This window comes from Desulfitobacterium hafniense DCB-2, assembly GCF_000021925.1.
GTDB classification, from domain to species: Bacteria; Bacillota; Desulfitobacteriia; order Desulfitobacteriales; family Desulfitobacteriaceae; genus Desulfitobacterium; species Desulfitobacterium hafniense.
This window is the reverse complement of sequence record NC_011830.1, coordinates 3,883,111-3,895,857: the sequence shown is the minus strand read 5'-3', so window position 1 is coordinate 3,895,857 and position 12,747 is coordinate 3,883,111. Positions and strand designations below refer to the sequence as shown.

Sequence of the window (12,747 nt, the reverse complement as noted above, 5' to 3'; positions counted from 1 at the left end):
TTCAGGTGCGTGTTTTGGTCCAAAAGTTTGGGGGAACTTCAGTATCCAGTGCTGAACGTCGGGCCCAGGTTGCCGCAAAAGTCTCTGAAGCAGTGCGGGAAGGGTATTCACCTGTTGTTGTAGTTTCCGCCATTGGACGCAGTGGGGATCCCTATGCGACAGATACCTTTATCAATCTGGTCAACGGCATTACCCTTGAATCACCCAAGCGGGAAATGGATCTTTTGATGAGCTGCGGGGAAATCATCTCCGGTGTGGTTTTGACCAGCACCCTAAAGAGCATGGGGCTTGAGGCAATCCTGTTAACAGGTGGTCAAGCAGGAATTATAACCAATGATTGTTATGGAGATGCCCGCATCATTCGCGTAGAGCCGAAAGGGATCCTTGATCATCTAAGTGAGGGAAGAGTTGTCGTCGTTACCGGCTTTCAAGGAGTTACCGAAGATGGCCAGGTCACCACATTAGGTCGCGGGGGAAGCGATACTACAGCTTCAGCTCTTGGTGTTGCATTAAATGCCGAGGCCATCGATATCTATACTGATGTGGAAGGAATTATGACTGCCGATCCGCGTATTGTTGAGGATGCCCGTATCTTAGATGTGGTAACCTATAATGAGATATGTCATTTGGCCCATCAGGGAGCCAAAGTGATTCATCCCCGTGCGGTGGAAATTGCTATGCAGCGCAATATTCCCATTTGGATCAAATGTACATTTTCCGATGCCCGAGGAACTTTAGTAACAAGTATACAGCCCGACATGGGAGCGGGAACAGATATTACGGGAGACCGAACGATTACGGGGATTGCCCACACGCCCAATGTGACCCAGATTCAAGTACCTACCCATGATGTAGCCGATGTGCTGCAAGTCGATAAACAGATCTTTAAGGGAATGGCTTTAGCAGATATTAGTGTCGACTTTATAAGTGTGCAGCCGGAGAGTGTGCTTTACACCGTACCTGATGAAATAGCGGAAAAAGCAATGAAGATTCTCGATAATTTAGGATTTAAGCCTACAGCGGTCCCTGGATGTGCCAAAGTCTCCATCGTTGGAGCGGGTATCGCAGGAGTTCCCGGTGTGATGGCCAATATGGTGGAGGCCTTATCCGATGCGGGTGTCCGTATCTTGCAGTCAGCAGACTCTCACACAACTATATGGGTACTTGTCAATAAAGAGGATATGGTTCCGGCAGTGCAAGCACTCCACAAGAAGTTTCTGTTGGGTGCCTGTTAAAAACAAGCAAATGAGGAGTTGAGAGAGATATGGCTTTGAATAGGATTATGACGGCAATGGTCACACCCTTTAATGACAAAATGGAAGTGAATTACCCGGAAGCCGAGAAGTTAGCTAATTATCTCATCGAGCATGGTAATGATGGAATCGTTGTTTGCGGTACCACCGGTGAATCTCCCACAGTATCAGCCGAAGAAAAGATTGAACTTTTCAAAACGGTCAAGAAGGCTGTAGGCAGCAGAGCAACGGTAATAGCCGGAATTGGCTCCAATACCACCGACGGGAGTATTAATTTAGCGCGCCAAGCGGAGAAAACCGGAGTAGATGGGCTCATGGCTGTGGTCCCCTACTACAATAAACCTTCACAAGAAGGATTGTATCAACATTTTCGAGCTATTGCTGAAGCAATATCCCTGCCTTTGATGGTGTACAATATTCCGGGAAGAACATCCATTAATCTTCTTCCGGAAACGGTTCTGCGGCTAAGTGAAATTCCCAACATAACCTCCATTAAAGAAGCAGCCGGCTCCATGGATCAAGTCAGCGAAATGAGACGTATTTTACCGGAAGACTTCCTGATTTATAGCGGTGACGATTCTTTAACCTTGCCCATGCTGTCTTTAGGCTGTGACGGCATCATCAGTGTAGCGGCTCATGTGGTCGGTGATGAAATCAAACAATTGGTTGATGCCTGGTTTAATGGCGAACCACAGACTGCCCTGCAATGGCATCTAAAGCTTATGCCTATGTTCAAAGGAGTGTTTGTGACCACCAATCCGGTTCCTGTTAAATATCTTTTAAAGAAAGCAGGCATCAATGCAGGAGGGGTAAAACTCCCCTTAGTCTGTGCGGCCCCGGAGGAAGAAGCTTTCTTGGATGATCTCTACCAAAAGATCAAAGGGTAGAAACGGTAAAGCAAACTTCATTGATAAAACCTGCAGGTAATTATTGAAAGGCAGAGATTCAATTTTTTTAGATTGAATTTCTGCTTTTTCTATCTCTTGTCTTTCCTTACATAAAGAGTTATAATAGATTGACTGTATTGTGCGGTAAGTTTCATATTTGTTTGCGGAATATCAGCGAGTACCAAGGGCGTTGTATTCGTTTGGGTATTTCGAGTCTTTTTGTTTCACTATCAGAACGTGTTTAGAGCGGATGATAGTATAAGGACAACTTCTCGGAGGTTTCCTTATCATTTTTAGGTGGAAGCAAATTAGCAAGATCCGTGAAAAGAAGGCACAAATAGTTCTATCAAAAGGAAAAATATGGTGGAGGTGTAAAAATTTGCCAAAAGAACATAAGGTTCAGATCATACCTTTAGGCGGATTAGGCGAGATCGGTAAAAATATGACCGTGATTCGTTACGATAATCAAATGATCGTTATAGATGCGGGATTGGCATTTCCCGAAGATGAGATGCTGGGGATAGACATAGTTATACCAGATTATTCTTATCTGCTGGAGCATAAGGACATGGTTCAAGGGATTCTAGTCACCCATGGTCATGAAGACCATATTGGTGCACTGCCTTATCTCCTCAAAGACTTGGATGCTCCTATTTTTGCTACACGATTAACCTTAGGACTCATTCAATCCAAATTAAAAGAAGGAAATCTCGATAATATCAAGGCCACGGTGGTCCGTCCCAGAGATACGGTTAAACTTGGAGTTTTTAAAGTTGAGTTCCTGAGTGTGAATCACAGTATTCCAGATGCAGTGGCACTGGCGATCCATACTCCTCTAGGTACTATTGTTCATACTGGGGATTTCAAAGTGGATCATACTCCTGTCATGGGTGAAAAGATTGATATTCATAAGTTCGCTGAACTGGGCGATAAAGGGGTCCTTTGCCTGATGTCCGACAGTACGAATGTGGAACGGCCTGGTTTTACCATGTCTGAACGCAGCGTGGGACACATGTTCGAGGAAGCATTTAATAGTGCCAAAGACAGAATCATCATTGCCAGCTTTGCAACCAATGTCCACAGACTTCAGCAAGTGATTACGGCAGCGCACCATACTAACCGCAAGGTTGCTGTGGTCGGCCGGAGTATGGTCAACACAGTAGCCATAGCCTCTGAGTTAGGGTATTTGGATATACCGGAGGATACTTTGGTTGATGTGGATGAAGTGGTGAACTTGCCGGGCAATCAAGCTTGTATTCTAACGACAGGCAGTCAGGGTGAGCCCATGTCGGCTCTGACCCGGATGGCTATGAGCGATCACCGGCGTATTGAAATTCAGCCCGGCGATACAGTGATCATATCTGCCAATCCTATCCCCGGTAATGAAAAATCAGTATCAAAAACCATCGACCTCTTGTTTAAGCTCGGTGCCAATGTGATCTATGAATCTTACCAGGGTATGCACGTTTCCGGGCACGCCAGCCAGGAAGAGCTTAAGCTCATGCTTAATATGATTCGTCCTCAGTATTTCATTCCTGTTCATGGTGAGTACCGTATGCTTATTAAGCATGCTAAACTGGCCGAGCAAATGGGAATTTCCAGAGAGAACACGTTTGTTGCTGATAATGGCACAATTGTTGAGTTCACTCGCCATGGAGCGAGTATAGCGGGAAAAGTTCCCGCTGGGAAAGTGCTGATTGATGGACTTGGTGTTGGCGATGTCGGCAATATTGTTCTAAGAGATCGGAAACAACTCTCTCAAGATGGCATTTTAATCGTGGTTATGACGATTAGCCGCAGCTCCGGCGCTATTGTGGCAGGCCCTGATGTAGTAACACGTGGCTTTGTCTATGTACGGGAATCGGAATCCATGCTAGAAGAAGCAAAAGATAAAGTAAGACAAACCATGAACCGCCTCAGGGAGAATCATGTTACAGAATGGGCTGTACTAAAGGGACAAGTTCGAGAAACCTTAAGCAAGCATTTCTATGAGAAAACCCGGAGGCGCCCCATGATTCTGCCGATTATTCAGGAAGTAGAATAAGATCCATTGCTAAAATGAAGTGTTGCCAAACTACTTTGACGGGTAGATTGCAACACTTCGTTTTTAATTAATTACCTGTCGGGAAGGACTTGTTGTATAATTCCGAAAATTCAGTTACTATAATGGATACGGAATGGTCATGCAGGATTTAGGAGTTAGATTTTAGGGGGAAGAAAAATGTTCGGAAAAATCGTCTTGACATCCCCAGATAAGAAAACGACTAGATTATTGGAAAAGATTAGAAAGGAATATAACTTCGAAATTGATGCTTATGAAGCAACCTTTGATGATGCGGTAGAGCTCATTCGGGGTAAAGTGGCTCATCGGGAGCATTGGGATCCGATCATTGCCACCGGTGGCGCAACCCTTGGGTTGCTCCGGGACAATTTGGGAAGAATGCCTTGGGTAAATATTTTTCCAACCGAGTATGACTTGGTTATAGCTCTTGAACAGGCAAAGAAAACGAAAAAAACCATAGGGCTGTTTAATCCCGGACAAATTGATACCGAAGCGATCAAAGCCGTTTGTTCAGCGATACAGATTGACGCGCACATCTATCGATATAACAGTTGGAAGGAAGTGCTGGTTCAGGTTGAAAAGGCCTATCAGGATGGAGTAGAAGTAGCCATTGGGGCCGGAGAAAAGATTTCATCAGCTGTAGAGAGGAAAAATATTCAATATGTATCGGTAACGAGCGGTGAATATACGATTAGAAGAGCCTTTAAATATGCTCAGTTACTTGTGGATCTTAAGCGTAATGAGAAGGTCTCCCACGAATGCATCAAGACAATAGCCGATTCTACCCACGAAGGGATGATTCATTTAAATGAGAATCGGATATTGGTCAATTTTAATGCCAATGCGGCGAAGTTTTTTGGACTCCATGAGAAAGATGTAATAGGAAAATCTGTCCAGGATCTGAGCGGCTGTCCAAGCCTGGCAGCTCTGTTAAAGGATTTTGATCAGAAGCTGAATTTCCTGCACCATACTCCGAAGGGAACGATTTTGGTTAATAAAGTTCCGATTCTTCACAATCACCAATTCAGGGGCATTATGATTAACTTTAAAGAGGCTAATCAGGAAGAATGGGAAAAAACGAGAGCAACCGGGACCAAGGGATTGGTGGCCAAACATCATTTTAGAGACATCATCAACAACAACAGTAAAATGTCTGAAGTAATAACTATGGCCATGAGATATGCTAATACAGACTGCAATGTACTGATCAAAGGAGAAACCGGAACCGGCAAGGAGCTTATCTCTCAAAGCATTCATAATGGACACCGCCAACGCTCCCGTAAGCCTTTTGTGGCGGTCAATTGTGCTTCATTGGACGGCAGTCTATTGAATAGTGAGCTTTTCGGCTACAGTGAAGGGGCCTTCACGGGCGCAAGTAAGGGCGGAAAACCGGGGCTATTCGAAATAGCTCATGGTGGAACCCTGTTTTTGGATGAAATAGATAAAATGAAAAAGGATGTTCAAGCAAATCTTCTAAGGGTTCTCCAGGAGAAGGAAATTCGCAGAATCGGCAGCGATCAGGTTGTTTCTGTGGATGTACGCATCATAGCCGCTTCCAATGAGGATCTCTTGGATCTGGTCAGAAAAGGAGAATTTAGAGAAGATCTGTATTATCGTTTAAACGTCTTGAAACTAACCCTGCCCCCTCTTCGAGAAAGAAGAGGGGATATACCTCACCTCGTCAGAGTCTATCTGCAAAAGTACACCGAAAAATATAATAAAATAAATATTGAGCTGCCTGCGGCTGTTCTTGACAAGATATCCCATTGCGAATGGTATGGAAATATACGACAGTTGAATCATTTTATAGAAAGGTGCGTTGTCCTGTGTGACGACGGAAATGATTTGCCCGAGATTATCTTAATGATGCTGGAAGAAGAATTCTCGACCCGGCCCACACTGCACGCCAGAGAGGAGGAAGAACAAGACAATGACACCATTAATGTGCGGATAAGGTCCTTAGAGGAAATGAATGCAGAAATTGTTCATAGAGTAAAGGCGAAGACAAAAATCTCCAACGGTGAACTCGCATTAATGATGGGGATTAGCCGGCCCACACTGCTTAAAATGCTGAAAAGTGGCAGGTGATTATAAAATACTTTATATTAAGAGGCGTATTGAGACTAAGGTTTCGATACGCCTCTTGCTGTGTGCCCCCAGCAAGGAATTTAGTGCTTTCTTTAACATGTAAAAGTTTTTTACAGCCTATAAAAAAATATGACAATTTTTTTAAATGCCGGCTTCCGGTCCGCGGCAATAAAGGGCTGAGCAGAGGAAATCAGGGGCGGAAAGGGATGGCACGGGAATTGCATAGCTAACTTTATGTACAGAAAATTCAGAATATTATAGAAGAGGGGGGGTAGAAAGGATTTCTGCATAAGGCATCATGAGCGAAGGATGTGGCCGGGCTTGAAGAGGGTGAGGAGATCGAGATAAGGAGAGATAAATGTGAATAGAACCTATATATCCGAGGTCATAGATCAATTAGGCGTCTCAAAATACACTTACACAATGTATATTCTGGTCGGGATTGCCCTGCTTTTTGATGGATTTGATTATATGATCGTGGCTTATACCATGCCTCAGATGGCGGCTGAATGGGGACTGTCCAAAGTCCAAACGGGAAGTCTGACCTCATGGAGCCTGATCGGCTTGATCATTGGAGGATTGACTGCAGGTATTATCTCCGATCGCATTGGCAGGAAAAAAACCCTGTCCATCTTTGTGGCTATGTATTCTCTGCTGACGCTGCCTATTTATTTTGTACATAGCTTTGAAGTGTTTGCGATGTTGAGAATATTAAGCGGTATCGGTCTGGGGGCATGTATTCCCATTGCGGTGACCATGATGACAGAGAGCGCGCCAACCCATAAAAGAGGTTTTTTCACCTCGTCGATTATGGCCTTTTATATCTCCGGTTGGGTGGTAGCGGGTATCGTAGCCATCACCATTGTTCCGGTCTTTGGCTGGCGGGTTTGTTACCTGCTCGGAGGAATACCAGCCCTCTATTCTTTGGTTTTATGGTTCAAAATGAAAGAGTCCCCTTATTGGCTTCTGAGCAAAGGCCGCGAAAAAGAGGCCATTGATGTCGTCAAAACCATCGAAATCGCCGCAAGAGGAAAAGCCGGCGAATGGCCTCTTGGACGGTTAATCACTCCGCCTGCTCCCCCTAAAGTAGGGGTAAGTATGATTTTTTCCAAAAACTATCGTAAAGCGACCCTCGCCAATTGGACAATTTATTTTATGGGCTCAGTGTTAATCTATGGGATTTCCGGCTGGTTGCCTACATTGCTGGTTGAGTCCGGTTTTGGAGTAGTGAAGGGATACTCATTTGCCGTATTACAAAATATTTTTGCGATAATCGGTGCAATGAGCATTGGGTTTTTTGCCGATATTATTGGCCGCAGGTTAAATGTTTCCTTAAGCTGGTTCTTTACGGCGGTCTTCGCCATTCTTTTAGGCTTTGCGACCACCCAATGGCAGGTTATTTTGTTTATCATTATTGTCGGCTTCTTAATGAACGGAGCCTTAAGCTCGACCCAGCCCTTGTTGACGGAATCGTATCCGACGGAGTTTAGAAGCACTGGTGTGGCGTGGGCCCAGGCCTTCGGACGGTTGGGAGGGTTTTCAGGACCCATCGCGGCGGGGTTTATCCAACAGATGGGGGCAGGGTTTACAGGTCTATTTATATTTTTTGCGATTCCCTCCTTTATTGCCGCTGCAGTAGCTTTTTTCTTCGTCGTTGAAACCAAGGATAAAGCTATCGAAAAAATTGTGAGTGCCAATGTTTAAAAAAACTTTACAAGGATAGCAAAAAATTTGACATAGTTTTCAGGAGGGCGGTGGGGTGTTTTCCTGGAAAGGCCAAGAGAGAGGGTTTGCCATTCATTGACAAGTTGGCATGAGAATTGCATTGATATCAGATTAGTTTGAAAATTAGGAAAATATCTTAAAGTCGACAATCTTGGGAAAGGAGTTTTTGAAGGGTTAGAGCAATGAAGATTTGTTTAAGGGTATGAACCGCAGATGAGTAAAAAAGATTAGTAGCAGAGGGGAGATTATTAAATGGGCAGATGGAAAGAACTCGAGCGCATTCCTGCTCCGGCCTTGACACCGGTCTACGGGCCTCTTGCGGGGATGAGGGTCTTAATGACCGGTAGTATTGTAGCGGCTCCTTTTGCGGCATCGATGCTTGCAGAGTTCGGAGCGGAGGTTATTCACGTTGAGCGGCCGAATGTTGGCGATCCTTACCGTGAACAAGCTCCAATCGTTAAACGCAATGACCGGAAAATCAGTGCGGCTTGGATCCAAGAAGGCAGAAATAAATTAAGTCTGACCTTGGAGATCAATTTAAAAATTCCGGAGAGTAAAGAAATCTTTCTCTCTATGATCAAGAACTGTGATGTCTGGCTGGAGAACATGGTGTGGACGGAAAAATTGGGAATTACGGAAGAGATGCTTCTCGAAGTCAACCCTAAACTGGTCATTGCTCATATCAGTGGGTTCGGGAGACCGCAATTTGGCGGTGTTCCGGAACAATGCAACAGGCCGTCCTACGACCCCATTGGCCAGGCAGAGGGTGGATATATGTTTGTCAACGGTTTTCCCGAGCCTATGCCTCCCTCCCATGCGGCCACCTTTATCAACGATTATATGACGGCGATGTTTGCGGTTAACGGCATACTGATGGCCTATCACCATGCCCAGAAGACAGGGAAGGGTCAGGCCATTGATGTGACACAGATCGAGTCCATGAGCAAGGTTCTCAACGATACCTTTGTCCAGTATTTTGAACTGGGCCGGGTAAGGCAGCGGAATGGCAATAAAGTAGCCATCTTCCAACCGGGGAACCTCTTCAAGACAAAGGATGAGAAATACCTTTATATCGGCGCCTATGGAGCTGCGGTATACGGACGCTTCATCAAAGCCTTGGGTCTTGATCTCGATAAATATTCCCATGAAACCTGCGGCAATTCCATCGAGGCGATCAATTCCGAGCTGGGACTGGAATTAAATCAGAAGGCCATTGACTGGGTGGCAGCCCGTGACGCAGAGGAGGCCTTGCAGTATTTGCTCAGCCAAAAAGTGCCCAGCGGTATTGTCAGGACTTCAGCCGACCTGGCGGCCAATGAGCACTACCAAAAGAGGGGGAATTTCATTGAATATACGGATGAAACCCTGGGTGAAAAAGTTAAAGCCTTTGGTTTTGCTCCCAAGCTGAGTGTGACCCCCGCCCAAGTATGGCGTGGCGCCCCCACCCTGGGTCAAGACACCGATAATATTCTCAGCAAGCTGCTGGGGTACAGCGCAAGTGAAATAGCGGCGTTTAGAGAAAAGAACGTTATCTGATTTTTAAAAAGGGTAGGGGATAGATATTGGATGGGGGAATAACGATGGGCAAAATTTCGATTTCCGATGTAGTGGATCAAATAGGCGTCTCAAAGTATACGTATAAAACCTACTTTTTAGTAGGCCTTACCCTCATTTTCTGTGGATTCAGCTATATGATTGTTTCCTACACCATGCCTCAGATGTCTGCAGAATGGGGACTGACCAAGGTTCAAACGGGGAGTCTGGCATCATGGAGTCTTTTGGGGCTGATGGTGGGCGGAATGATCGCAGGAATTATTTCCGACAGTATTGGCCGGAAAAAGGGTCTGGCCATTTTCACCATATGGTTTTCTTTACTCACCTTTCCCATTTATTTTGTTAACAGCTTTGAAGCTTTTGCTATTTTAAGGATCTTAGGCGGGGTTGGCTTTGGTGCTTGCATCCCCATCGCCATTACTTTGATGGCGGAGAATGTGCCCACGAAAAACAGAGGGTTTTTCATCTCTTCCATCATGTCCTTCTATGTTTTGGGTTGGGTCGTGGCCGGTGTGGTGGCGATTTATGTGGTTCCCACCTTTGGCTGGAGAGTGTGTTATTTAATCGGAGTGCTTCCCGTTCTCTACGCCTTCGTTTTAATGGCGGCTCTTCAAGAATCTCCCCATTGGTTATTAGGTAAAGGGAGAGAGAAAGAAGCCATTGAGGTTCTTAAGCGCATTGAGATGGTAAGCAAAGGAAAAGCCAACGACTATGCTCCGGGCAGCTTGTTCTTGCCTCCTCGCCCGAAAAAGGTTGGCGTTGGAGCCCTTTTCTCCCGGGAGTATAGCCGGGCAACCATGGCCCTTTGGATCATTTATTTTATGGGTTCCGTGGTGATTTATGGCATCAACGGCTGGCTGCCTACTCTGCTTGTGGATAAGGGGTACGGCTTGGTCAAAGGATATTCCTTCGCCGTCCTGCAAAATGTTTTTGGTGCCATCGGAGGTCTGTGTACCGGTTATGTGGCGGATATCATCGGGCGGAGAACCAATGTGATTATCGGTTGGATAGCGACAGCGGTTGCCATACTTCTGCTGGGGGTTGCCTCAAATCAGTGGATGGTAGTGATCTGTGGGATGTTGGTTGGCCTGGCTATGAACTGGGGTCTGAGCGGAACACAGCCCCTGCTGGCTGAGGGGTATCCTACGGAATTCCGAAGTACGGGGGTTGCTTCGGCTCAGGCTTTCGGACGGGTTGGAGGATTTCTTGGCCCCATCGTTGCCGGGTATGTTCAGCAGCTGGGGGTAGGCTTCACAGGCACCTTTGTCTTCTTTGCCGTTCCGGCGGTGATTGCCTCTTTTGTAGCCTTATTCTTTGTGGTTGAAACCAAAGGAAAAAGTATCGAAAGAATTAGTGCCAACGCCTGACCATGATGTGTTCGTAAAGAGTGTAGAAAGAGAGTGTGAACAGAATGAGCGACTTACCAAAAGGGGGGAGCTTTCTCTTCGGGGAAACCAGGTTTCAGGATGTTTTTACCCCTGAGGACTTTACCCTTGAGCATAAGATGCTTTATCGAACGGCGATGGGCTTTGTGACGGATCGCGTTTTGGCGGTTATGGAGGAGTTGGAAGAGAAGCGGGATGGTCTGAACAAACAGCTTATCCAAGAAGCTGGTGAATTAGGACTTAATGGGCTGGATATTCCCGAGGAATACGACGGTTTGGATCTGGATAAAATCAGCACCACCATTGTCGCCGAGTGCATAGGAAAGGGCGGTTCCTTCGCCATGACCCAGGGGGGACATACCGGCATCGGCAGTATGCCCATCGTCATGTTCGGCACCCATGAACAAAAGAAAAAGTATCTGCCGGGGATCGTCAGCGGAGAAAAGGCGGGGGCTTATGCTTTGACGGAACCGGGAGCCGGCTCCGATGCCATGTCGGCGAAAACCCGGGCGGATCTGAGTCCCGATGGCAAATATTATCTGTTAAACGGAACCAAGCAGTTTATCACCAATTCCGCCTTTGCCGATCTTTTTATTGTTTATGCCAAAATCGCTGGGGATAAGTATACGGCCTTTATCGTCGATGCCGATTCCGAGGGGCTGTCCCTGGGACCGGAAGAAAAGAAGATGGGGATCAAAGGCTCCTCCACCAGGCAGGTCATCCTGGATAATGTCAAAGTACCTGTGGAGAATATTTTGTTTGAAATTGGGAGAGGTCATATTGTCGCCTTTAACATTTTAAACTTAGGTCGTTATAAGCTCGCTGCCAATGCCTTAGGAGCTTCCAAGCATGCCTTGGAATTAGCGGCCGCCTATGCCAATGAGCGCAAACAGTTCGGGACCCCTATCGCTAATTTTGGCTTGATCAAGGAAAAGCTGGCGAAGATGGCCATTAAAACCTATGTGATGGAAAGTATGCTCTACCGTACGGGAGGTCTTTTGGACGGGATACTCCATGGCTTGGATACTTCCGGTGAGAACGGGGGACAGGTTGCCGCCAAGGGAATTGAGGAGTACGCTCTGGAGTGTTCCATGAACAAGATTTTTGCTACAGAGGCCCAGGGCTATGTGGTGGATGAAGGTGTCCAAATTCACGGCGGGTACGGGTATTGCTCCGAATACAGCATCGAAAGGCTTTACAGGGATGCCCGGATTTACCGGATTTTCGAAGGAACCAACGAGATCAACCGGACGATTATACCGATTACCTTATTGCGGCGGGCGGACAAAGGGGATTTGCCCCTCCAAGAGGCTGTGCAAAAGCTGAAAGAGTACATTGCTGCCGGGGGAGCGGCAAGGGAAGATGAAGCCGGATTAATCCAGGCAGCAAAGGATATGTTCCTGCTGACCATGGCTGCCGGCCTGCAGAAGTACGGAAAGAATCTCCAGAAGGAACAAGAGATTGTCGGTAAACTGGCAGATTTGGCAATCCAGGCTTTTGCCATGGAGAGCGCCTGGCTGCGGACCCAGAAGGCTGTAGCCAATGAGGGTGAGACTAAGGCAAAACTGAAGAGTTGGATGACCAGTGCCTTTATTTATGGAACGATAGGATACCTTGAGTCCATCGCCAAAGAAATCTTATCCGCTCTGGCCGAGGGTCAGGAGCTGGAGAGCTTGTTGAAGGATTTGCAGGCAGTGACCCAATGCACTTTGGGGAACACCATCGCTCTGCATAGAGATATCGCTGCGGCAGTATCCGAGGCAGGTAAATACGCGGTCTAAGGACTACTTTCA

Annotated in this window: 8 protein-coding genes; all 8 read left to right on the top strand. The window is 46.4% G+C overall.

The genetic code is table 11. The annotated features are described in order from the left end of the window. Positions 1-5: 5 nt before the first annotated feature. The 8 genes from dapG to DHAF_RS18225 all read left to right on the top strand — a co-directional run bounded on the left by dapG (position 6) and on the right by DHAF_RS18225 (position 12,735). Positions 6-1,235: an aspartate kinase gene (dapG, locus tag DHAF_RS18265; protein WP_005808827.1), complete on the top strand. Its 1,230-nt coding sequence runs from the start codon at positions 6-8 to the stop codon at positions 1,233-1,235. Positions 1,236-1,264: 29 nt separating this feature from the next. Further along, entirely contained in the window at positions 1,265-2,140 is an 876-nt protein-coding gene (dapA, locus tag DHAF_RS18260; protein WP_015944705.1) for a 4-hydroxy-tetrahydrodipicolinate synthase, read from the top strand. A gap of 379 nt (positions 2,141-2,519) precedes the next feature. After that, positions 2,520-4,184, top strand: a complete 1,665-nt coding sequence (locus DHAF_RS18255; RefSeq protein WP_015944704.1) for a ribonuclease J — start codon at positions 2,520-2,522, stop codon at positions 4,182-4,184. A gap of 177 nt (positions 4,185-4,361) precedes the next feature. After that, entirely contained in the window at positions 4,362-6,290 is a 1,929-nt protein-coding gene (locus tag DHAF_RS18250) for a sigma-54-dependent Fis family transcriptional regulator (RefSeq protein ID WP_015944703.1), read from the top strand. Between the two features lie 360 nt (positions 6,291-6,650). Continuing rightward, complete coding sequence (locus DHAF_RS18240) at positions 6,651-7,994, top strand: MFS transporter (protein ID WP_011460379.1); 1,344 nt, start codon at positions 6,651-6,653, stop codon at positions 7,992-7,994. A gap of 273 nt (positions 7,995-8,267) precedes the next feature. Continuing rightward, the gene (locus DHAF_RS18235) at positions 8,268-9,551 is read left to right on the top strand and encodes a CaiB/BaiF CoA transferase family protein (RefSeq protein WP_005808812.1); all 1,284 of its coding nucleotides are present in this window, start codon (positions 8,268-8,270) and stop codon (positions 9,549-9,551) included. A gap of 44 nt (positions 9,552-9,595) precedes the next feature. Then, entirely contained in the window at positions 9,596-10,936 is a 1,341-nt protein-coding gene (locus DHAF_RS18230) for an MFS transporter (protein WP_005808810.1), read from the top strand. A 44-nt stretch (positions 10,937-10,980) separates the two neighbouring features. Continuing rightward, complete coding sequence (locus tag DHAF_RS18225) at positions 10,981-12,735, top strand: acyl-CoA dehydrogenase family protein (protein ID WP_015944702.1); 1,755 nt, start codon at positions 10,981-10,983, stop codon at positions 12,733-12,735. Positions 12,736-12,747 lie beyond the last annotated feature (12 nt).

Bases quoted from the DNA above. Each gene is read 5' to 3' on its own strand.
- dapA (WP_015944705.1), top strand. From the start codon at position 1,265: ATGGCTTTGAATAGGATTATGACGGCAATGGTCACACCCTTTAATGAC.
- DHAF_RS18250 (WP_015944703.1), top strand. From the start codon at position 4,362: ATGTTCGGAAAAATCGTCTTGACATCCCCAGATAAGAAAACGACTAGA.
- DHAF_RS18235 (WP_005808812.1), top strand. From the start codon at position 8,268: ATGGGCAGATGGAAAGAACTCGAGCGCATTCCTGCTCCGGCCTTGACA.
- DHAF_RS18230 (WP_005808810.1), top strand. From the start codon at position 9,596: ATGGGCAAAATTTCGATTTCCGATGTAGTGGATCAAATAGGCGTCTCA.
- DHAF_RS18225 (WP_015944702.1), top strand. From the start codon at position 10,981: ATGAGCGACTTACCAAAAGGGGGGAGCTTTCTCTTCGGGGAAACCAGG.